The organism is Paraburkholderia phymatum (assembly GCF_040965635.1).
Lineage (GTDB): Bacteria > Pseudomonadota > Gammaproteobacteria > Burkholderiales > Burkholderiaceae > Paraburkholderia > Paraburkholderia phymatum_B.
In genome coordinates this window covers 87,762-108,624 of sequence record NZ_JBFRCH010000001.1, presented here as the reverse complement: position 1 = coordinate 108,624, position 20,863 = coordinate 87,762, and the positions used below count along the sequence as shown (strand labels likewise).

Sequence of the window (20,863 nt, the reverse complement as noted above, 5' to 3'; positions counted from 1 at the left end):
GCGCGCAACCCAAAGCCGAAATCATGAACGATCGCGAAGTCGCCGACTATCTGCTAGCCAACCCCGAATTCTTCGCCGAACACGCGGAACTGCTGGCGTCCGTGCGGCTCGCGAATCCGCATGGCAAGGCCGCCGTGTCGCTGCAAGAGCGTCAGATGGACATTCTGCGCGAGAAGAACAAGCATCTCGAACGGCGTCTGGCTGAATTGCTGCGCTATGGGCATGAGAACGACAGCATCGCGTCGAAGTTCGGCCGCTGGACGACCCGCGTGATGGCCGAGCGCGATCCGGGCGCGCTGCCGCGCACGATTGCAAACGGGCTGCGCGACGTATTCGATGTGCCGCAAGCCGCGCTGCGCGTGTGGGACGTGTCCGAGCCGTATTCGCAGGCGGACTTCACGCGTCACGTCGGCGAGGAAGTGCGCATCTTCGCGAATAGCCTCGCCACGCCGTACTGCGGCGCGAACACGGGCTTCGAGGCGGCGCAATGGCTGACGCCGTCAGTCCCGGCTGTTTCCGGCGACGCCGCGACGACGGCCGAAGGCACGCCGCCCGCCAACGGCACCGAATCGATCGCGCTGATCGCGCTGCGCGATCCCGAGGCCAAAGACGAAGCCGCTGCGTTCGGCCTGCTGGTGATGGGCTCGCCCGATCCGCGCCGCTTCCACGACGGCATGGCCACCGACTTCCTCACGCAGATCGGCGCGCTCGCCAGCGCGGCGCTGAGCCGTCTGCTGCCGCGCTAAGCGCTCGTCACGTGACAACCGCCGATCCGATCGCCGTCTATCTGTCGAGCCTCGAGCACGAGCGGCGGTTGTCGGCGCATACGCTGCGCGCCTACACGCACGAACTCGACGAACTGAAGAAGCTCGCCAACGGACGGCCGCTCGAAAGCCTCACGGCCATCGATATCCGCGGCGCCGTCGCACGCGCGCATTCAGGCGGCCTGTCGGCGCGCTCGATCGGACATCGGCTGTCGGCGTGGCGCGCGTTTTATCGCTGGCTCGCGGGGCGCATCGATTTACCCGCCAACCCCGTCGCCACCGTGCGCGCGCCGAAGCGCGCGAAGACGCTGCCGAAAGCATTGTCGGTCGACGACGCGCACACGCTGATGGAATCCCCCGCGACGGCCACAGCCGAAGGGCTGCGCGATCACGCGATGCTCGAGCTGTTCTACTCGTCGGGCTTGCGGCTCTCGGAACTGGTTGGCCTCGACGTGCATTTCGTGGATGCCGACGGCTACCGCTCGGCAGGCTGGCTGAAGCTCGACGAGGCGGAAGTCGAAGTGCTCGGCAAAGGCAACCGGCGGCGTTCGGTGCCTGTCGGCAGCAAGGCGCTCGATGCGTTGCGCGCGTGGCTTGCCGTGCGCGGCGAGCTGGTGAAGCACGATCCGCATCCGCTGTTTCTGTCGGCGCGCTGCAACCGGATGTCGCCGAACGTCGTGCGCGAACGCGTGAAACGCGCGGCGCTCACTGCGGGCATTCCGGCGAACGTGCATCCGCACGTGCTGCGCCATTCGTTCGCGACGCACGTGCTGCAATCGAGCGGCGACCTGCGCGCCGTGCAGGAACTGCTCGGTCACGCGAGCATTGCCGCGACCCAGGTGTACACGGGCCTCGATTTCCAGCACCTCGCGCGAATCTACGACCAGGCGCACCCGCGCGCAAAAAAACGCGACTGACGCTGCCCGCGCTTTGCAGGCAATCAGTCATATCCGCTTTGCCGCTTCGCGCGGCACATTGTTCCGCTGAAATTCTCACGAAGTCATGAATACCGTTACGCTGAAACCGTCGAAAGAGAAATCGCTGCTGCGCCGCCATCCGTGGGTCTACGCGAATGCGATCGATCGCGTCGACGGCAAGCCCGCCGCCGGCACGACGGTGCTGGTGCGCGCGCACGACGGCCGCTTTCTCGCGCGCGCCGCGTGGAGCCCGCATTCGCAGATCCGCGCGCGCGTCTGGAGCTTCGATGAAAACGAACCCATCGATCACGCGTTCTTCAAGCGCCGCGTACAGCGCGCGCTTGCGCATCGTCTGGCGATGGTGCGCGGCACGGGCGCGGTGCGGCTGATCTTCGGCGAGGCGGACGGCCTGCCGGGGCTGATCGTCGATTACTACATCGCGGACGACGCAACCAACCCGGTGGCTCTTACGGACGCGGGCAAGCGCGGCCAGATCGTCTGCCAGTTCATGGCGGCGGGCGTCGAAGCGTGGAAGGACGCGATCGTGCAAGCGCTGACGGGCGCGACGGGATGCCCGAACGTGTATGAGCGCTCGGATGTGTCGATCCGCGAAAAGGAAGGGCTCGATCAGACGACGGGCGTGCTCGCCGGCGACGCGCCGCCCGAAACGCTGATCGTCAGCGAGAACGGCGTGCGCTATCACGTCGACGTGCGCAACGGCCACAAGACGGGCTTCTACGTCGATCAGCGCGACAACCGCGCGCTGGTGCAGGAGCTGTCGAACGACCGCGACGTGCTGAACTGCTTCTGCTACACGGGAGGCTTTTCGCTCGCGGCGCTCACGGGCGGCGCGAAGCGCGTCGTGTCGATCGATTCGTCGGGCGAGGCACTGGCGATTGCGCAGCAGAACGTCGCGGCCAACGGCTTCGACGCGCAGCGCGCCACATGGCTCGACGCCGACGCATTCAAGACGCTGCGCCGCCTGTACGACGACGGCGAGCGTTTCGACCTCGTGGTGCTCGATCCGCCGAAGTTCGCGCCTTCGCGCGAGCACGTGGACCGCGCCGCGCGCGCGTACAAGGACATCAACCTGACCGGGCTCAAGCTGCTGCGGCCGGGCGGGCTGCTGTTCACATATTCGTGCTCGGGCGCGATCGATGCTGAGCTGTTCCAGAAGATCGTCGCGGGCGCGGCCGCCGACGCGCGCGTCGATGCGCGCATCCTCAAGCGGCTGGGCGCGGGCGTCGATCATCCGCTGCTGACGGCGTTCCCCGAAGGCGAATATCTGAAAGGCCTATTGTTGCAAACTGCCTGATCGCCCATAGTTAGGCGTTTATTTCCCCGGCAGCGACGGGGCTTTAACCGCCCGGCAGCGGCGCCCCGGCAGTTATGCTTCAATATTCCGTTGGATTCCTGCGGTTCGGGCCCTGCGCGGTCTGCACCCCAGATTGACGAACACAAGGCGACTTCACATGGCGAACAACATGATCCCAGTTACTATCCTGACCGGCTTCCTCGGCAGCGGCAAAACCACGCTGCTCAAGCGCATCCTGAACGAGAAGCACGGCATGAAGATCGCCGTGATCGAGAACGAGTTCGGCGAAGAGAACATCGACAACGACATCCTCGTTCAGGACACCGGCGAGCAGATCATCCAGATGAGCAACGGCTGCATCTGCTGCACGATTCGCGGCGACCTGTCGCGCGTGCTCGGCGACCTCGCCGCGCAGAAGCAGGAAGGCAAGCTCGATTTCGACCGCGTCGTGATCGAGACGACGGGCCTCGCCAATCCGGGCCCCGTCGCGCAGACGTTCTTCATGGATAACCAGATCGCCGACGAATTCCTGCTCGACGCGATCATCACGCTCGTCGATGCGAAGCACGGCGATCAGCAGCTCGACGAGCACGAAGTCGTGCAGCGCCAGATCGGCTTCGCGGACCGCCTGTTCTTGACGAAGGCCGATCTCGTCGATGACGCAACGCTCAGCGATCTGCGCCACCGCCTGCTGCACATGAATCCGAGAGCGCAGATTCGCGTCGTGAACTTTGGCGATGCAGACATCAAGGAAGTCTTCGATCTGCGCGGCTTCAACCTGAACGCGAAGCTGGAAATCGACCCGGACTTCCTCGCCGAAGACGAGCACGGCCACGCGCACGATCACGACCATGACCACGCGAACTGCGATCACGATCATGGCCAATGCGATCACGAAGGCCACGATCACGGGCATCACCACCACCATCACGCGCATCACGACGACAAGATCAAGTCGTTCGTTTTCCGCAGCGATCGCCCGTTCGATCCGAACAAGCTCGAAGACTTCCTCGGCGGCATTCTGCAGATTTATGGCGAGCGTCTGCTGCGCTACAAGGGCGTGCTGTACATGAAGGGCGTCGATCGAAAGGTCGTCTTCCAGGGCGTGCATCAGATGATGGGCAGCGATCTCGCAGCCAAATGGCAGCCCATTGAGAAGAAGACGAACAAGATGGTGTTCATCGGCATCGAGTTGCCGCAGGATCTGATCACCGACGGGCTCCAAGCCTGCCTCGCCTAAATCGGTCTTATCTGCTTCATGTCTGCCCCAACCGCCATTTTCTCGCCGCTGGCGCGCGAAAATCGATTCAAACGCGTAGGCACGGCAATTAAACGGCCGGTTCCCGGTCAAAGCACGTGAAAACCCTGTTGTGAGAATACGTGTACGACCATCGCTTTTTAGCGGACAGCGCGTTATATTTTCACGATAAGTGCGGTTTGCGGCAGGGATTTCCCCCGCTTGCGGTTTCGTATTGTGATTCAGTTACAATACGGCCCCACTGGAGAAAGAGAACGATTTTGCCCGGTCTAAAACGCGTCGCCGCGTCGCAGCCGTGCCGGGCCTGAAAACGGCGCCGGAAAATCTCATCCGGGGATATCGCCGATAGCCGGCCGGCGCACTCCGGCTCATAACGCGCTGCCGGGAAGCATTGCCTCAGGAGCATTTGAAGAATCGGTTTCCAGAGGAGTTCGGCCCCGCAACGGCGCTTCGGCGTCACGACAGCCCACCGTCCGTGTTCGCCGGCGCTCAATCGAGCGTCATCGAGGCGCCTTTGCGGGCAACACGAAAGTGCGGGCAATGATTTGCCTCACATTGAAGAAGCAAGCCAGATGACGACGAAACGACTCTTGACCGAAGCCGAAATCCTGAAGATGAGCGACAAGGATTACATGAATGAGGATCAGCTCGCTTTCTTCAAGAACCGGCTCGAACAGCTGCAGGCGGAAATCCTCCGCAACGCCGGCCAGACCACCGAAAATCTGCGCGAAACCGTGATCGTGCCGGACCCGGCCGACCGCGCGACGATCGAGGAAGAGCATGCGCTGGAACTGCGCACGCGCGACCGCGAGCGCAAGCTGCTGAAGAAGGTGCAGCAGTCGCTTGCGCGCATCGAATCGGGCGAGTACGGATGGTGCGAGGAAACGGGTGAGCCTATCGGCATTCCGCGTCTGCTTGCGCGGCCGACGGCGACCCTGTCGCTCGAAGCGCAGGAACGCCGCGAATTGCGCCAGAAGCTGTTCGGCGACTGATCGCCCGACGGCGCGGTTTTCGGGGTCCGCGCCCCTTCGACGCTTCGTGAGAGGCGCACGGTGAAACGTGCGCCTCTTTTCTTTTGTAAAGCGCATCTTTAACGATGTCTGCGCCCATATCGACCCGCCAATCATCCGGCAATCGGTAAATGCGCATCGCATCGACCTTGATGCCGACTGACGTCAGCACCTTTTACCGCTGAATCGGCCGGGCTCTTTTTCTGCTTTTCTCAAGCTGTCGAGACTTCCGCTCTTGATATGGCAGCGCCCGCCCTAAAATAAATCGGACATGCGTTGCACGCGCGCGCGGCGCCTGGCATCGCGCGGCGTCCGCTCCGGATTCCGTGGTGGCGCATCGGCGCCTCCACGTCCTCCCTGTCGGCCGAAGTCGGTGCTTTGGCGCTTGCTTCGGCCCCACGCAATTAATTGCGGTTTTGCAAAAGGAACGCATATGGAGCAATTTCACGGCACGACGATCGTTTCCGTGCGACGCGGCGACAAGGTCGCGCTCGGCGGCGACGGCCAGGTCACGCTGGGCAACATCGTCATGAAAGGCGGCGCGAAGAAAGTCCGGCGCATCTACAACGGCAAGGTGCTGGTCGGCTTCGCGGGCGGCACGGCCGACGCCTTCTCGCTGCTCGACCGCTTCGAAGCGAAGCTCGAAAAGCATCAGGGCAATCTCACGCGCGCTGCCGTCGAGCTGGCTAAAGACTGGCGCACCGACCGCATGCTGCGCCGTCTCGAAGCGATGCTGATCACAGCCGACGCGACCACCACGCTGGTCATCACCGGCAACGGCGACGTGCTCGATCCCGAGGGCGGCATCTGCGCGATCGGCTCGGGCGGCGCGTACGCGCAGGCCGCAGCGAGGGCGCTCGCGGACAACACGGATCTTTCGCCGCGCGACATCGTCGAAAAGGCGCTGGTGATTGCCGGCGACATGTGTATCTACACGAACCACAACCGCGTCATCGAAACGATCGAGTAAGGACACACGATGAGCACCATGACTCCCGCCGAGATCGTCTCGGAACTCGACAAGCACATCATCGGCCAGCATCGCGCGAAGAAAGCCGTCGCGGTGGCGCTGCGCAACCGCTGGCGCCGCCAGCAGGTTGCCGAGCCGCTGCGCCAGGAAATCACGCCGAAGAACATCCTGATGATCGGGCCGACGGGCGTCGGCAAGACGGAAATCGCGCGGCGTCTCGCGAAGCTCGCGGACGCGCCGTTCATCAAGATCGAAGCGACCAAGTTCACGGAAGTCGGCTATGTCGGCCGCGACGTCGACAGCATCGTGCGCGACCTGATGGAAATCTCCGTCAAGCAGACGCGCGAGACCGAAATGCGCAAGGTCCGCACGAAGGCCGAAGATCTCGCCGAAGACCGCATCCTCGATATCCTGCTGCCGGGCGCGCGCACGGTCGGCTTCGGCTCGGGTCACGAAGCGAGCGGCGACGAATCGAACACGACGCGTCAGACGTTCCGCAAGCGCCTGCGCGAAGGGCAGCTCGACGACAAGGAACTCGAGCTCGACATCGAAATGCCGCAGCCGGCGATGGACATCATGGGGCCGCCGGGCATGGAAGACATGACCGAGCAGATCCGCTCGATGTTCGCGAATCTCGGCGGCGGCAAGAAGACGCGCCGCAAGGTGAAGGTGAGAGAAGCGCTGAAGCTCCTCACGGACGAAGAAGCCGCGAAGATGCTGAACGACGAAGAGGTCAAGACGCGGGCCGTGCAGAACGTCGAGCAGAACGGCATCGTGTTCCTCGACGAAATCGACAAGATCGCGTCGCGCAACGAAGCAGGCACTGGCGAAGTCTCGCGTCAGGGCGTGCAGCGCGATCTGCTGCCGCTCGTCGAAGGCACGACGATCAGCACGAAGTACGGGATGGTGAAGACCGATCACATCCTGTTCATCGCGAGCGGCGCGTTTCATCTCGCGAAGCCGAGCGACCTGATTCCCGAACTGCAAGGCCGCTTTCCGATTCGCGTCGAACTCGATTCGCTGTCGGTGAAGGACTTCGAAGCGATTCTCGTCGCCACCGACGCGAGCCTCGTCAAGCAATACCAGGCGTTGCTCGAGACGGAAGACGTGCACCTCGAATTCGCCGACGACGGCATCCGCCGTCTCGCGGAAATCGCCTACTCGGTAAACGAGAAGACGGAAAACATCGGCGCGCGCCGTCTCTATACGGTGATCGAGAAGCTGCTCGAAGATGTGTCGTTCTCGGCCGGCAACCACGCGGGCAAGAGCGTGGTGATCGACGCGGCGTATGTCGATCGCGCGCTGAACGACGTCGCGCAAGACGAGGACCTGTCGCGTTACGTGCTCTGATTCGCGTTGGCCTCGTCGGCAGGCACGCGAACGAAAAGCAAAACGAAACGGGCGGCGCTCCGCAAGGAGCGTCGCCCGTTTTCACATGCGTGCGCAGCAGTTGACTATCACATTCGATGTAATGGTGAGGACATCATTGCTTGACGGGCCGCTTCGCCAGCTTGCGCTGCAACGTGCGTCGGTGCATGTTCAACGCGCGCGCCGTCGCCGAAATGTTGCCGCCGTTCTCCGCGAGCACGCGCTGAATGTGCTCCCATTCGAGCCGCGCCACCGAAAGCGGCACCGGCTTCTCGATGGCCTCTTCGGCTTGCAGCACGCTCGCTTCCGTTTGCAGCGCGGAGAGAATCGTCTCGACGTTCGCGGGCTTCGCCAGATAGTTGTCCGCGCCATCTTTCACCGCCTGCACCGCCGTCGCGATGCTCGCGTAGCCCGTCAGCACCAGCATCCGCGCGTCGGGCTGCAGGTCGCGCAGCGGCGCGACGAGATTCAGACCCGAGTCGTTGCCCAGATGCAGGTCGACCGTGATCTGCCCGAACTTCTGCTGATTCGCGAGGCGGATCGCTTCGTCGGCATTGTGCGCTTCGGACACCGTGTAGCCCCGGCGCGTCAAACCGCGTGCGAGGATGCCGGAGAACACTTCGTCGTCGTCGATCACCAGAAAATTCTTGTCGCTCATGCTTGTTTCTCCGTATTGGACGACGCGGCGCCGTGCCGGCCCGCGCCCGTTTGCTCGCGGGCCAGAGGCAACCGCAACACTGCGCGCGTTCCGCGCGGCTTGATTTCACTGACATCGGTGAGCTCGATCGATCCGCCGAGCCGCGCCGCCGCCGAAAACGCCAGATACAGCCCGACGCCGTGCCCGCCTTGCGTGCTGTCGACGGGTGCCGCGCCGAGCACGCTGCGCAACGATGCCGGCACACCCGGCCCCGCGTCGCAGACTTCGAACTCGATCGAATCATGCGGCGCGAGCTTCGCGGCCAGCGTCACGTGATCGCGGCTCGCGCGCGCGGCGTTGTCGAGCAGGATCGTGAGAATCTGGCTGACGGCAACCGTGTCGTCGATGGAGACATCGGCAGGCGGCTCGCCCAGGCGCTCGAATTTGACGTGCGGATGGCGTAGCCGCCACTGATCGGCGAATGAGCCGAGCCATTCGTCGACACGCTGGCGGCTGCCTTGCGTCGACGCGCGGCTGCGCAGACGCGCGAGCGCCGATTTGCACAAGGCCATCTGCTGGTCGAGGATGTCGAGATCGGCGGCGTAGGGCTCGAGGCCCGCGTCCGTGCGCGCGGCATCGCGCAGTTCCTCGGTGAGCATCGCGATCGTCGAAAGCGGCGTGCCGATCTCATGCGCGACCGTCGCGGCCTGCACGCCGAGCGCCACGGCACGCTCGTCGCGCAGCAGACGCTGTTGCGCATCGCCGAGCGCGGCATCGCGCTGACGCAGCGCGCGTGACATGCGCGCCACGAACCACGCGATCAGGCCGACGCTCACCATGAAGTTCACCCACATGCCGGCGCGGTAGTAGTCGAACAGGTTCGCGGGATTGTCGAGATTGAGCGGCACTGATTCGAAGCCGAGCACCGCATAACACGCGACCGCGAACGCCGCGAGCCACGCCATCAGATGCCACGGCAACACGGCGGCCGCAATGGCCAGCGACGGCAGATACAGCGAGACGAATGGATTGGTCGTTCCGCCCGAGAGAAACAGCAGCGCCGACAGCGCGCCGAGATCGACCCATAGCTGCCCGAACAATTCGAGGCTCGACTCGGGCTTCTGACGCGACACGCGCAGCCACGTGAGGCCGTTGAATACCACTTCGAGACCGATGATGAGAAGCATTGCCGGCAACGGCAGCTTCACGCCGACAAAGATCTGGACGAACGCGATCGTCACGAGCTGGCCAATGATGGCGAGACTGCGTAGCCAGAAGAGATGTCCGAGGTTGACCCGGCCGGTAAGGGTTATGCGCTGCATCCTGAAAGTTTACCTGTTGGGAGCGGTCCGATTCATCGATTGGACTTCCGGAACTATAGTGTCGATTGTCGTTTAACGGGCGCTCGCCACTCTTTACTGATAATGCTTAAAACGCCCTTTGATCCAGATCAAGTTCTTTTGGAATCCTTCCAGACATTCGTGCGTCATGCGGCCGCCGCGCAACAGCGAGGCGATCAAGCCGCGCATGACATCTGGCTTCAGGCTGCCTCTCACCTGTTTCCGACCGATCCCGACTCGCTGGACGCGATGTGCCAGCAACTGACGGCACGACAATGCGCCGCCCAGGCCGAATCCGTTGCCCGTGCCTTCGTTGCACTTGTCCCCGGCGACGCGCGCGCGCTCTTTCGCCTGGGCTACACGCTGCAGTGGCTGAACCGCCACGCCGATGCGATCGCGCCCTACCGCGCGGCGCTCGCCATCGCTCCCGATTTGCACAGCCTGCGCAACAATCTGGCGGGCGCGCTGATATCGGCCGATCCGGCGTCAACGGAGGCGCTCATGTTGCTCAAGACCGCGCTCGAAAAGAATCCGGCCGACGCGAATGCGTGGATCAACCTCGGCAAAACGCACCTCGCCCGCTTCGAACTCGACAGCGCCCTCGAAGCCGAACGGCGTGCGCTCGAACTTCAGCCCAACAGTCCCGTCGCGCTGGGCAATCACGGGCAGACGTTGCGCGAAGCCCAGCAATGGGACGACGCGGAGCGCTTCACATTGGCCGCGCATCGCATGGCACCGGATAACCCGTCGTACGTGTCCAATCTCAGCATGATCCACCTGCTGCGCGGCAACGACGCCGACGGCTGGCGAGAGCATGAAGCACGCTGGGACGGCTCGAAGGAACTGGCCGGCAGGCGGCCCGCGCTGCCCGGCCCCGCGTGGCGCGGCGAGCCGCTCGCTGGCAAGACGCTGCTTCTGTGGGGCGAACAGGGCATGGGCGATCTGCTGCAATTCTGCCGCTACGTTCCGCTGCTCGCCGAGCGCGTGCATCGAGAAAGCGGGCGGCTCGTCTGGAACTCGTTTCCGCAAATGGGCGCGCTGCTCGGCCGCACGCTCGCGCAGCACGCCGATGAGTTCACGCTGGGCGGCGGCGTCGAGATGCTGCCGAAGTTCGACTACGAAATCTCGCTGCTGTCGCTGCCCTTGCTGTTCGACACGCGAGAAGACACGATTCCATCGGATGTTCCGTATCTGCAGGCCGACCCATCAGCCGTCGACGCCTGGCGCAACCGGCTCGCAAGCGAAAAGCGGCTGAAAGTGGGTCTCGTCTGGACGGGCAGCCACGGGCATCAACGCAATCCGTACCGCCGGGTCGGCCTCGAGCGTTACGTCGATTACTTCCGCGAACTCGACGACGTCGCCTTCTATTCGCTGCAACCCGGCGCGGGCGCCGATGTGGCCGCCGCGCGCACCGCGGGGCTCGATATCGCCGATCACACGTCGGAGTTCAAGACGTTCGACGACACCGCCGCGTACATCGGCGCGCTCGATCTGGTGATTACCGTGTGTACGTCGGTCGCGCATCTGAGCGGCGCAATCGGGCAGCGAACGTGGGTGCTGCTCGACGTCAACCCGCATTGGGTGTGGCTGCTCGATCGCGCCGACAGCCCCTGGTATCCGACCGCGACCTTGTACCGGCAACCACAGTTCGCGCAGTGGGAACCCGTGTTCGACAAGCTGACGAACGATCTCACGGCGCTGGCCCGCGCGCGCCCGTAGCCCGCCTATTCAGGCGCGGCGGCCACGCCTTGCGCCGACGCGCGTTCGCGCGCGATCGCATCGGCAAGACATTCGGGGCACAAGCAGCCGGTGCCCGCCTTCAGCGCATCGGCGGGTAACGTGGGCATCGCAACGCACCAGCACGTCGACCTGTCGCCGCGCGCGCCGCAGTCGAACACGCGGCGGCAGCGCGGGCAGCGCGCGCTGGATGCTTCGGAGAATTCAGGCAATCTGGATGTGGACGGGCTCATGACAGAAGGATGAAACCGGTCGGTGACACAAAACATGATGCCACTTCCGGCGGATGAGCAAAACGCCGGCCCGTCGCGACGGGAATAGGACCGCGAGGCGGCCTCGACAGGTGTCCGGAAAGAAGTCCATCGGCACGAGAACTTCCCCGCCGGATCGTGGCCCAAAACCCTGTTCGGCGCCCGTCAGAAAACGGTCGCTGCCCGCCCCTGAAACGCCCGTTTGCGCACTGCGGGAAAGCGGCCGCAATCGCCCTGGCAGCACGCGTCGAAATCCCTGTTGCACCGCGCCAGTTGTGTACAATTCGGCCTTGTTTTAACCGTTTCCCGTCCGAGCCGCCGCCATGTCCGAGATTCCCGACCTGTCCCAGATCGCCCCCACGCTGAAGGCTGAAATTCTCGCCGAGGCTCTGCCCTATATTCGCCAGTACCACGGCAAGACCGTCGTCATCAAATACGGTGGCAACGCGATGACGGAAGAACGCCTGAAGCAGGGCTTCGCACGCGACGTGATCCTGTTGAAACTGGTCGGCATCAACCCGGTGATCGTGCACGGCGGCGGTCCGCAAATCGATCAGGCGTTGAAGAAGATCGGCAAGCAGGGCACGTTCATCCAGGGCATGCGCGTCACTGACGAAGAGACGATGGAAGTCGTCGAATGGGTGTTGGGCGGCGAAGTACAGCAGGACATCGTCACGCTGATCAACCACTTCGGCGGCCACGCGGTCGGTCTGACGGGCAAGGACGGCGGCCTGATCCACGCGCGCAAGCTGATGATGCCGGACCGCGACAACCCGGGCCAGTATGTCGATATCGGCCAGGTCGGCGAAGTCGAGCAGATCAACCCGGCCGTGGTGAAAGCGCTGCAGGACGACGCGTTCATCCCCGTCATTTCGCCCATCGGCTTCGGTGAAGACGGTCTGTCGTACAACATCAATGCGGACCTGGTCGCGGGCAAGCTCGCCGTCGTGCTGAACGCCGAGAAGCTCGTGATGATGACGAACATCCCCGGCGTGATGGACAAGGAAGGCACGCTGCTGACCGATCTGTCGGCGCGCGAAATCGATGCGCTGTTCGCGGACGGCACGATCTCGGGCGGCATGCTGCCGAAGATCTCGTCCGCACTCGACGCCGCGAAGAGCGGCGTGCGTTCGGTGCACATCATCGACGGCCGCATCGAGCACTCCGTGCTGCTCGAAATCCTGACGGAACAGCCGTTCGGCACGATGATCCGCTCGCACTGAGCGCATCGCGCGTCGGTCGGGCCGCCGCGTTTCTGCGCGGCATCTCGGCTACAAAGCAAGGTACAAAGCATCACGCGAAGCACGGCACGCTGGCAGCCGTGCTTCACAGAAGGCATACTGGTCTTCCGTCTTTTCGCGCAGCACGCTGCGCTGTCTCACGCTTCTTCCCCGCACGCATCGCGCGCCGCCTGCTTCATATCGCAGCCGTCGTCACCCTGCGCGCGAAACGTCACGCGTCACATCATGCGCACTTCCCGTCCGAAGCGTCGTCGGCCGCAGATTCACGCCGGCAATCCCGTCTGGCTGTTCGATCTCGACAACACGCTGCATCACGCGTCGCACGCGATCTTTCCGGCGATCAACACGGCGATGACGCAGTACATCATCGACGCGCTGCAAGTCGAGCATGACGAGGCGAACCGTCTGCGCACCGGCTACACGCAGCGCTACGGCGCGGCGCTGCTGGGGCTCACGCGCCATCATCCCGTCGATCCGCATGACTTCCTGAAAGTCGTCCACACGTTCCCCGATCTGCGCTCGATGCTGCGCAGCGAGCGCGGCCTGAAGCGTCTCGTCGATGCGCTGCCTGGCCGCAAGATCGTGCTGACCAACGCGCCCGAAACGTACGCGCTCGATGTGCTGAAAGAGCTGGGCATCGAGCGGCTGTTCGAGCGCGTGATCGCGATCGAGCACATGCGCGACCAGCGCATGTGGCGCGCGAAGCCCGATCACGCGATGCTGCGCCGTGCGATGCGCGACGCGCACGTGCGTCTCGCTGATGCGATTCTCGTCGAGGACACGCGCAGCCATCTGAAGAACTATCGGCGGCTCGGCATCCGCACGGTGTGGATCGTCGGCCATCTACCGCGTCCGAGGCGTGCGGACGGCAGCCTTGCGCGCCTGCCGGGAACGGGCCGCCCGCACTATGTCGACCGCCGGATTCGTTCGCTAAAATCATTGAGACTCGGGACCCGCGCGGTACGAGAGGCGGGGCTACAACAGGGACGACAGACATGCAGCCTATTCGCAAGCATGACGAGAACGTAACCGAAGAGCAGTCGACCACCGCGCGCGCCACCCGCATGAAGCCCGGCGAGCGGCGCGGGCACATCCTCCAGATGCTCGCCGCGATGCTGGAGGCCCCGAAGAACGAAAAGATCACGACAGCGGCACTCGCGGCGCGCATCGGCGTATCGGAGGCCGCGCTGTATCGTCATTTCGCGAGCAAGGCGCAGATGTTCGAAGGGCTGATCGAATTCATCGAGCAAACGCTGTTCGGGCTCATCAACCAGATCGTCGCGAAGGAGCCGAACGGCGTGTTGCAGGCGCGCGCGATCGCGCTTACGCTGCTCAACTTTTCCGCGAAGAATCCGGGCATGACGCGCGTGCTGACGTGCGAGGCGCTCGTCGGCGAGCACGAGAGGCTCACCGAACGCGTCAACCAGCTGCTCGAACGCGTCGAGGCGTCACTCAAGCAATGTCTGCGGCTCGGGCTGATGGATGCGTCGAACCAGAACGAGCCAAACGCGATCCCCCTTCCCGCCGACTACGATCCCGTCGTGCGCGCGAGCCTGCTGCTCAGCTACATCGTCGGACGCTGGCATCGCTATGCGCGCAGCGGCTTCGCACGCGCACCCATCGAACACGCCGACGCGCAGTTGCGGCTGATCCTTCAGTGAGTAGTTCGGTTCAGTGATGCCCGGCCGTCGAAACCGCTGCGATTCGCGCTCCGTCGTTCCGCCGATTTTTCCGCGCATTTTCCGCTATACTTTGCGCTTGACCGTTTCTGACGGTCCAATAAAGCAGTACAAGCGCGCCGATTTGCTGACTCGATTGCGGGCGCGCGAACCAGCGGATGTGATCTATCGGTCTTCGCGGTTCACTATAAATGCGGCTAAAGAGGTCGTCAGCCGCGCACATTCTTCCTTCGCGCAATCGCCGACACCATTTAGCCGCCCCATGTCAGAAGGCGGAAGGGAATGGAATCGATCGGGATCGTCGCTCCACAAACAATGCATTTCTCCGAGCCGCTGCGGCTGCAAAGCGGCAGTTCGCTTGCGAACTACGACCTCGTGGTCGAAACGTATGGCACGCTCAACGCTGCGCGCAGCAATGCCGTGCTCGTGTGCCACGCGCTCAACGCGTCGCATCACGTCGCGGGCGTCTACGCGGATGATCCGAAGAACGTCGGCTGGTGGGACAACATGGTCGGTCCCGGCAAGCCGCTCGATACGAATCGGTTCTTCGTGATCGGCGTGAACAACCTCGGTTCGTGTTTCGGCTCGACGGGCCCGATGAGTATCGATCCGTCAACGGGCCGCCCGTATGGCGCGAGCTTTCCCGTCGTGACCGTCGAAGACTGGGTGAATGCGCAGGCGCTCGTGGCCGACGCGTTCGGCATCGAGAAATTCGCCGCGGTGATGGGCGGCAGCCTCGGCGGCATGCAGGCGCTCGCGTGGAGCATGATGTATCCGGACCGGATCGCGCATTGCATCGTGATCGCGTCGACGCCGAAGCTGTCCGCGCAGAACATCGCGTTCAACGAGGTCGCGCGCTCGTCGATCCTGTCCGACCCGGACTTTCACGGCGGCGACTACTACGCGCACGGCGTGAAGCCGAAGCGCGGGCTGCGCGTCGCGCGGATGATCGGCCACATCACGTATCTGTCCGACGACGACATGGCCGCGAAGTTCGGCCGTGCGCTGCGCCGCGCGGAAGGCGCGGAGGACGTGTACAACTTCAACTTCGACGTGGAGTTCGAAGTGGAATCGTATCTGCGCTATCAGGGCGAGAAGTTCGCCGACTATTTCGACGCGAACACATATCTATTGATCACGCGTGCGCTCGATTACTTCGACCCCGCCAAGGCCTACGACGGCGACCTCACGGCCGCGCTCGCGTACACGAAGGCGAAGTATCTGATCGCGAGCTTCGCGACCGACTGGCGTTTTGCGCCCGCGCGCTCGCGCGAACTGGTGAAGGCGCTGCTCGATCACAAGCGTCAGGTGACGTACGGCGAGATCGACGCGCCGCACGGCCACGATGCCTTCCTTCTCGACGACGCGCGCTATCACAACCTGATGCGCGCCTACTACGAACGCATTGCAGCAGAGGTGAACGCATGAACGAGCGCGCTTTCGATTATCTTGCGACGCGCCCCGATTTCCGCGCGATCGCCCGCTGGGTCGAACCGCGTGCGACGGTGCTCGATCTGGGTTGCGGCGACGGCTCGCTGCTGTCGCTGCTCACCGAAGAACTCGAAGTCAGCGGCTACGGCATCGAGATCAACGACGCCGGCGTGCTTGCGTCGACGAAGAACGGCATCAACGTGATCCAGCAAAATCTGGAAGACGGCTTGCGTCTTTTCGAAGACGGCAGCTTCGATTTCGCGATCCTTTCCCAAACGCTGCAGACCATTCATCAGACGGCCGCGATCCTGCGCGAGACCGTGCGCGTCGGCAAGGAATGCATCGTTTCGTTCCCGAACTTCGGGTATTGGGCGCACCGTCTGTCGGTATTGAAGGGACGCATGCCCGTGTCGAAGTCGCTGCCTTATCAGTGGCACAACACGCCGAACGTACGCGTGCTGACGATCAAGGACTTCGAGGCGCTCGCGCCGGAAGTCGGCATCGAGATTCTCGATCGCGTGGTGCTGCACGGCGGACAGGCGGTGCGTTGGGGCGTGAACTGGCGTGGTAGTCTTGCGGTCTATCGCGTCAAGAAAAGCTAACGCCACTCAAACTCATGTCGAACCCGCCACACGAGGCGCCCGCACTTACCGCTCACGAAGAACATCCCGGCTGGCGCGCGTTTCTCAACGCGCGCATGCTGATCTGTGTCTTCCTCGGCTTCACGTCGGGGTTGCCGCTCTTCACGCTCGTCTATCTCGTCCAGGCCTGGCTGCGCTCAGAGGGCGTGAACCTGAAGGAAATCGGTCTGTTCGCGCTGATCCAGTTTCCCTATACGTGGAAATTCGTCTGGGCGCCGCTGATGGACCGCTACGTGCCGCGTCTGCCAGGCTGGCAAGCGGGGCGCCGGCGAGGCTGGATGCTCGTCACGCAGATTCTCGTCGCCGCTGCGATTGCGTCGCTCGGCATCGTGTCGCCGCGCGATTCGATCTGGACGGTCGCCGCGCTGACGGCACTCGTCGCGTTCTTCGGGGCGAGCCAGGACATTTCGATCGACGCCTATCGGCGCGAACTGCTGCACGATACCGAGCAGGGCCTCGGCAACGCAGTGCACGTGAACGCGTACAAGGTCGCGGCGCTCGTGCCCGGTTCGCTCGCGCTGATTCTCTCCGATCATCTGCCGTGGGCGACCGTGTTCATCGTGACGGCTGCGTTCATGCTGCCCGGCATGGTCATGACGCTCGTCGTGCGCGAACCCGAAGTGCACGGCGCGCCGCCGAAGAATCTGCGCGACGCCATCATCGAGCCGTTTCACGAATTCATTCTGCGCGACGGCTGGCGCGGCGCGCTGTTCGTGCTCGGCTTCATCTTTCTGTACAAGCTCGGCGATACGATGGCGACCACGCTGTCCACATCGTTCTTTCTCGACGTCGGCTTCTCGCGCACGCAGATCGGCGTGATCGCGAAGACGACGGCGTTCGGTGCGAGCCTCGCGGGCGGCATCATCGGCGGCATCGCGCTGATGCGCATCGGCATCGGCCGCGGGCTGTGGATCTTCGGCATCCTGCAGATGGTGTCGACGCTCGGCTTCGCGTGGCTTGCGCATGTCGGGCCGACGTCGCCGGGACTGACGGTCGTGTACGACATCGCCGTCGCGCTGAGCGCGGCCACGACGAAACTGCTGTCGCTGCTCGGCATCGGCTGGACGGTGCAGCTCGATCCGATGTCGGTTGCGCTCGCGCTCGTCTACGGCTTCGAAACGTTCGCGACGGGCCTGACACTTGCTGCGTTCACCGCATACATCGCGAGCACCACCGACCCACGCTATACGGCGACCCAATTCGCGCTCTTCACGTCGCTGGCTTCCGTGCCGCGCACGCTCGCATCGGCGGCGAGCGGCTTTGTCGTCGCGCGAATCGGCTGGTTCGACTACTTCATCGTCTGCACGGCGCTCGCTTTGCCCGGCATGCTACTGTTGTTCCGGATCGCCCCTTGGAGAAAGCAGTCGTGATGTTGTTCGCGTCACGGCGCGCAGCCAGTCGATCGGCCCTGCGCGCCCGTTCCGCTCAGGCTCCTGCATATCGCGTGCTCGCACGCGCGCATGCGTTGCATCTGGCCGTCGGCGCTGCGTGCGTGATGTTGGGCGCTGCGTCGTGGCAGGCGCGCGCCGCCGATACGGCGTCGAACGTCAGCGCGCCGCCCGCCGCGAATGCGCCCTCCGCACCCTCCACACCCGCCGCTCCTTCTGCGCCATCGGCACCGTCTGCACCGTCCGCGCCCAAGGCCGAATCGGCGGCATCCGCTGCGTCGGGCGCATCGGCGCCATCGACTGCGGGCTCCGCGCCGCCGCCCGCGCCCGTCACGGCGCGCAATCCCGCGCCCGCTTCCGCTGCGTCGGCGCCGGCCGCGTTTCAGCCGAACCAGCAATTGCGCTACGGCAACTACGCGGTGTTTCGCAATCTGATTCCATCGCCGATGCTGGAAGCCCAATCCGCTGAGGAATTCGATCAGATCGCGCGCGGCGCCGAGCACATGAACCGGCTTTATCCGCCATCGGATGCGCGCGTGAAGCGCGTGCAATCGATCGTCGACAAGCTGATCCCGTATTCGCTGAAGTGGAGCGATCGCGCGAAGAACTGGAAGTGGGACATTGCGGTGCTACGCTCATCGGACATTCGCGCGTATTGCCTGCCGGGCGGCAAGATCGTCGTTTATGGGGGCATGCTCGACAAGGTGCGCCTGAACGACAACGAGCTCGGCGTGCTGCTCGGTCATGAGATCGCCCATGCGCTGCGCGAGCACGCGCGCGAGCGTCTCGGCGAACAGCAGGCCGCGCAACTGGGCTCGGGGACGATGCCGCCGCTCTTCGGCCTCGCCGATCTCGGCGAGGCGCCGCTCGGCATCGGCACGCAGCTGCTGGAAATGAAGTACGAACGCGCCGACGAAACGGAAGCGGATGTGATCGGCAGCGAGATTGCGTCGCGTGCGGGCTTCGATCCGCGCGCGGCGATCACGCTATGGGACAAGCTCGCCGTCGCGACGCGCAATAACCGCGATCAGGGCTTCATCTACGTGCATCCGTACAACCCGGTGCGCCGCGCGGACATCATGAAGCGCCTGCCCGACATGCTGCCGCTGTACGCGAAGGCGATCGGCAAGGCGGTCGATGCGCTGCCCGACTACGCGGGCATCGGCCGCCCGCGCCGTACGACCGCGAGCGACTAACGCGCAAGCGGTTATTTCGCGAGCTTGTGGTTGTAGTCGATGGTCAGCGGCGCGTGATCGCTGAACTTGATGTCGCGGAAAATCGAGGTCGTTTTCGCGGTGGCCGCAATGCCCGGCGTCGCGATCTGATAATCGATACGCCACCCGACGTTCTTCGCATACGCCTGGCCGCGATTGCTCCACCACGTGAATTGCTCGGGCCGCGGGTCGAGCGTGCGGAATACGTCGACGTAACCGACGTCGTCGAAGAGCTGCGTGAGCCACGCGCGTTCTTCCGGCAGACAGCCCGAGTTCTTCTGATTGCCCTTCCAGTTCTTGATGTCGATTTCCTTGTGCACGATGTTCACGTCGCCGCACAGGATCACTTCGCGTTCCTTCGACAGTTCGGCGAGATGCGGCATGAACACATCCATGAAACGATACTTGGCCTGCTGACGGTCGTCGCCGCTCGACCCCGACGGCACATACACCGAGATCACCGACAGATTGCCGAAACGCGCCTCCACGTAACGCCCTTCGGGATCGAACTCTTCGCTGCCGAAGCCGATCACGACTTCATCGGGCTCGTGACGCGTATAAACGCCCGCGCCGCTATAGCCCTTCTTCACGGCGTGCTGGAAATAGCCGGTAAAGCCGTGCGGCGCGAGGAATTCCGGCGTCATGTCGTCCTGAGAGCATTTGATTTCCTGCACGCACACGACATCGGCCTTCTGCTCGCCGAACCACTCGAAAAAGCCTTTCTTGGCCGCCGAACGGATGCCGTTCAGATTGGCGGTGATCACACGCAACATGTTTTTCCTTCGTTATGTTTTCGTTTATTCGGCGACGTGAAGTTCATTCGACTATCACGCCTTTCAGCGATTCTTTGGCGGGCGGGAATTCCAGCTTCAGCGATTCGAACGTGCGCAGCAGCAGCTCGCCGACCATCACGTTGCGATGCGTCTTCGAGTCGGCGGGTATCACATACCACGGCGCGTATTCCGTCGATGTCGCCGCGAGTGCTTCCTCGTACGCGACCTGATACTTGTTCCACAGCTTGCGCGCGTCGAGATCGGAGACGTCGAATTTCCAGTGCTTCGTCGGATCGTCGATGCGCGCCTGCAAACGCTCGCGCTGCTCGTCCTTCGATATGTACAGCATGCACTTGACGATCGTCGTGCCGCTTTCCGCAAGCATCCGCTCGAAGTCGCGAATGTGCCCGTAGCGGCGAATGCGCTCTTCCTTGTCCAGCGAGCCGAGAACATACGGCACCAGCACGTCTTCGTAGTGACTGCGATTGAAGATCGTCAGTTCGCCGGCAGCGGGCGCCTGCGCATGCACGCGCCACAGAAAGTCGTGCGCGAGCTCGATCGGCGTCGGCGCCTTGAACGGCACGATGCGCAAGCCGAGCGGATCGACTTCATGAAACACGGCGCGTATCGTGCCGTCCTTGCCGCTCGTGTCCATCCCTTGCAGCACGAGCAGCACGCGCTGAACGCGCTGCGCATGCAGACGCTCCTGCTGCGCGTCGAGCAGCACGCCGATTTCAGCGAGACGTTCGCGATCGGTCTCCTTCGATCCCGTTGAAAACGGCTTCGACGACGGATCGATGCTGGCGAGAGAAAATTTCGACTTGTTGCCGTCGTCGAAAAAGGGCACACAATATCCGTCGAGACCGTTCTTCTTTGCCATTGCTGTTTTCTCCTGTTTCTCCGTCGCGGGCAGCACGTCACGCCGAATG

The 20,863-nt window shown here is 63.6% G+C and carries 20 protein-coding genes; 15 read left to right on the top strand and 5 right to left on the bottom strand.

What is annotated here, in order from left to right; translation table 11 throughout:
• The first annotated feature begins 23 nt into the window (after positions 1–23).
• From AB4Y32_RS00525 to hslU, 7 genes are all read left to right on the top strand, one after another.
• Positions 24–746: a DUF484 family protein gene (locus AB4Y32_RS00525; protein WP_368719472.1), complete on the top strand. Its 723-nt coding sequence runs from the start codon at positions 24–26 to the stop codon at positions 744–746.
• An 11-nt stretch (positions 747–757) separates the two neighbouring features.
• Positions 758–1,681, top strand: a complete 924-nt coding sequence (xerC, locus tag AB4Y32_RS00520) for a tyrosine recombinase XerC (RefSeq protein WP_368719471.1) — start codon at positions 758–760, stop codon at positions 1,679–1,681.
• A gap of 85 nt (positions 1,682–1,766) precedes the next feature.
• Positions 1,767–2,996, top strand: a complete 1,230-nt coding sequence (locus tag AB4Y32_RS00515; RefSeq protein WP_368719470.1) for a class I SAM-dependent rRNA methyltransferase — start codon at positions 1,767–1,769, stop codon at positions 2,994–2,996.
• A 169-nt stretch (positions 2,997–3,165) separates the two neighbouring features.
• A complete protein-coding gene (locus AB4Y32_RS00510; protein ID WP_368719469.1) occupies positions 3,166–4,236 on the top strand; it encodes a GTP-binding protein in 1,071 nt (356 codons plus the stop codon).
• A 590-nt stretch (positions 4,237–4,826) separates the two neighbouring features.
• Positions 4,827–5,246, top strand: a complete 420-nt coding sequence (dksA, locus tag AB4Y32_RS00505; protein ID WP_085228454.1) for an RNA polymerase-binding protein DksA — start codon at positions 4,827–4,829, stop codon at positions 5,244–5,246.
• A 451-nt stretch (positions 5,247–5,697) separates the two neighbouring features.
• Positions 5,698–6,234: an ATP-dependent protease subunit HslV gene (gene hslV / locus AB4Y32_RS00500; protein WP_087732211.1), complete on the top strand. Its 537-nt coding sequence runs from the start codon at positions 5,698–5,700 to the stop codon at positions 6,232–6,234.
• Between the two features lie 9 nt (positions 6,235–6,243).
• Positions 6,244–7,584, top strand: a complete 1,341-nt coding sequence (gene hslU / locus AB4Y32_RS00495; RefSeq protein WP_368719468.1) for an ATP-dependent protease ATPase subunit HslU — start codon at positions 6,244–6,246, stop codon at positions 7,582–7,584.
• Between the two features lie 133 nt (positions 7,585–7,717).
• On the opposite strand, the gene AB4Y32_RS00490 is transcribed toward hslU, so the two are convergent.
• Together AB4Y32_RS00490 and AB4Y32_RS00485 are read right to left on the bottom strand one after the other, a co-directional pair.
• Complete coding sequence (locus tag AB4Y32_RS00490; protein ID WP_368719467.1) at positions 7,718–8,260, bottom strand: response regulator transcription factor; 543 nt, start codon at positions 8,258–8,260, stop codon at positions 7,718–7,720.
• Entirely contained in the window at positions 8,257–9,561 is a 1,305-nt protein-coding gene (locus AB4Y32_RS00485) for an ATP-binding protein (RefSeq protein WP_368719466.1), read from the bottom strand. Before AB4Y32_RS00485 ends, AB4Y32_RS00490 begins: the two co-directional genes overlap by 4 nt.
• A 102-nt stretch (positions 9,562–9,663) precedes the next feature.
• Between AB4Y32_RS00485 and AB4Y32_RS00480 the strand changes: the two genes are divergently transcribed.
• Positions 9,664–11,298 (top strand): tetratricopeptide repeat protein, encoded by a 1,635-nt coding sequence (locus AB4Y32_RS00480; RefSeq protein ID WP_368719465.1) that lies wholly within the window; start codon positions 9,664–9,666, stop codon positions 11,296–11,298.
• Positions 11,299–11,303: 5 nt separating this feature from the next.
• Here the strand turns inward: AB4Y32_RS00480 and AB4Y32_RS00475 are convergent, their stop codons facing one another.
• A complete protein-coding gene (locus AB4Y32_RS00475; protein WP_368719975.1) occupies positions 11,304–11,549 on the bottom strand; it encodes a cysteine-rich CWC family protein in 246 nt (81 codons plus the stop codon).
• 341 nt (positions 11,550–11,890) lie between these two features.
• Between AB4Y32_RS00475 and argB the strand changes: the two genes are divergently transcribed.
• The 7 genes from argB (at position 11,891) to AB4Y32_RS00440 (ending at position 19,143) form a co-directional block, all read left to right on the top strand.
• The gene (gene argB, locus AB4Y32_RS00470) at positions 11,891–12,790 is read left to right on the top strand and encodes an acetylglutamate kinase (RefSeq protein ID WP_087732217.1); all 900 of its coding nucleotides are present in this window, start codon (positions 11,891–11,893) and stop codon (positions 12,788–12,790) included.
• 243 nt (positions 12,791–13,033) lie between these two features.
• Positions 13,034–13,837: a pyrimidine 5'-nucleotidase gene (locus AB4Y32_RS00465; RefSeq protein WP_368719464.1), complete on the top strand. Its 804-nt coding sequence runs from the start codon at positions 13,034–13,036 to the stop codon at positions 13,835–13,837.
• On the top strand, positions 13,804–14,469 hold the full coding sequence (gene slmA, locus AB4Y32_RS00460) for a nucleoid occlusion factor SlmA (protein WP_368719463.1): 666 nt from the start codon (positions 13,804–13,806) through the stop codon (positions 14,467–14,469). Before AB4Y32_RS00465 ends, slmA begins: the two co-directional genes overlap by 34 nt.
• Before the next feature lie 300 nt (positions 14,470–14,769).
• A complete protein-coding gene (metX, locus tag AB4Y32_RS00455; RefSeq protein WP_368719462.1) occupies positions 14,770–15,915 on the top strand; it encodes a homoserine O-succinyltransferase MetX in 1,146 nt (381 codons plus the stop codon).
• The gene (metW, locus tag AB4Y32_RS00450; RefSeq protein ID WP_087732221.1) at positions 15,912–16,520 is read left to right on the top strand and encodes a methionine biosynthesis protein MetW; all 609 of its coding nucleotides are present in this window, start codon (positions 15,912–15,914) and stop codon (positions 16,518–16,520) included. The genes metX and metW overlap by 4 nt, the downstream gene beginning before the upstream one ends.
• Before the next feature lie 14 nt (positions 16,521–16,534).
• The gene (locus AB4Y32_RS00445; RefSeq protein WP_368719461.1) at positions 16,535–17,929 is read left to right on the top strand and encodes an AmpG family muropeptide MFS transporter; all 1,395 of its coding nucleotides are present in this window, start codon (positions 16,535–16,537) and stop codon (positions 17,927–17,929) included.
• On the top strand, positions 17,929–19,143 hold the full coding sequence (locus tag AB4Y32_RS00440) for a M48 family metallopeptidase (RefSeq protein ID WP_368719974.1): 1,215 nt from the start codon (positions 17,929–17,931) through the stop codon (positions 19,141–19,143). Before AB4Y32_RS00445 ends, AB4Y32_RS00440 begins: the two co-directional genes overlap by 1 nt.
• An 11-nt stretch (positions 19,144–19,154) precedes the next feature.
• Here the strand turns inward: AB4Y32_RS00440 and AB4Y32_RS00435 are convergent, their stop codons facing one another.
• Positions 19,155–19,934 carry an exodeoxyribonuclease III gene (locus tag AB4Y32_RS00435; protein WP_368719460.1) on the bottom strand — a complete coding sequence of 260 codons (780 nt, stop codon included), beginning with the start codon at positions 19,932–19,934 and terminating at the stop codon, positions 19,155–19,157.
• 43 nt (positions 19,935–19,977) lie between these two features.
• On the bottom strand, positions 19,978–20,814 hold the full coding sequence (locus AB4Y32_RS00430; RefSeq protein ID WP_368719459.1) for a PPK2 family polyphosphate kinase: 837 nt from the start codon (positions 20,812–20,814) through the stop codon (positions 19,978–19,980).
• Between the last annotated feature and the right edge of the window lie 49 nt (positions 20,815–20,863).

Coding starts and splice junctions, on each gene's coding strand:
- AB4Y32_RS00435 (WP_368719460.1), bottom strand. CDS start 19,934: ATGTTGCGTGTGATCACCGCCAATCTGAACGGCATCCGTTCGGCGGCC.
- metW (WP_087732221.1), top strand. CDS start 15,912: ATGAACGAGCGCGCTTTCGATTATCTTGCGACGCGCCCCGATTTCCGC.
- metX (WP_368719462.1), top strand. CDS start 14,770: ATGGAATCGATCGGGATCGTCGCTCCACAAACAATGCATTTCTCCGAG.
- AB4Y32_RS00475 (WP_368719975.1), bottom strand. CDS start 11,549: ATGAGCCCGTCCACATCCAGATTGCCTGAATTCTCCGAAGCATCCAGC.
- AB4Y32_RS00480 (WP_368719465.1), top strand. CDS start 9,664: ATGCTTAAAACGCCCTTTGATCCAGATCAAGTTCTTTTGGAATCCTTC.
- dksA (WP_085228454.1), top strand. CDS start 4,827: ATGACGACGAAACGACTCTTGACCGAAGCCGAAATCCTGAAGATGAGC.
- AB4Y32_RS00445 (WP_368719461.1), top strand. CDS start 16,535: ATGTCGAACCCGCCACACGAGGCGCCCGCACTTACCGCTCACGAAGAA.
- AB4Y32_RS00510 (WP_368719469.1), top strand. CDS start 3,166: ATGATCCCAGTTACTATCCTGACCGGCTTCCTCGGCAGCGGCAAAACC.
- hslV (WP_087732211.1), top strand. CDS start 5,698: ATGGAGCAATTTCACGGCACGACGATCGTTTCCGTGCGACGCGGCGAC.
- AB4Y32_RS00490 (WP_368719467.1), bottom strand. CDS start 8,260: ATGAGCGACAAGAATTTTCTGGTGATCGACGACGACGAAGTGTTCTCC.
- AB4Y32_RS00440 (WP_368719974.1), top strand. CDS start 17,929: ATGTTGTTCGCGTCACGGCGCGCAGCCAGTCGATCGGCCCTGCGCGCC.
- AB4Y32_RS00515 (WP_368719470.1), top strand. CDS start 1,767: ATGAATACCGTTACGCTGAAACCGTCGAAAGAGAAATCGCTGCTGCGC.
- AB4Y32_RS00465 (WP_368719464.1), top strand. CDS start 13,034: ATGCGCACTTCCCGTCCGAAGCGTCGTCGGCCGCAGATTCACGCCGGC.
- AB4Y32_RS00430 (WP_368719459.1), bottom strand. CDS start 20,814: ATGGCAAAGAAGAACGGTCTCGACGGATATTGTGTGCCCTTTTTCGAC.
- hslU (WP_368719468.1), top strand. CDS start 6,244: ATGAGCACCATGACTCCCGCCGAGATCGTCTCGGAACTCGACAAGCAC.
- AB4Y32_RS00485 (WP_368719466.1), bottom strand. CDS start 9,561: ATGCAGCGCATAACCCTTACCGGCCGGGTCAACCTCGGACATCTCTTC.
- AB4Y32_RS00525 (WP_368719472.1), top strand. CDS start 24: ATGAACGATCGCGAAGTCGCCGACTATCTGCTAGCCAACCCCGAATTC.
- argB (WP_087732217.1), top strand. CDS start 11,891: ATGTCCGAGATTCCCGACCTGTCCCAGATCGCCCCCACGCTGAAGGCT.
- slmA (WP_368719463.1), top strand. CDS start 13,804: ATGCAGCCTATTCGCAAGCATGACGAGAACGTAACCGAAGAGCAGTCG.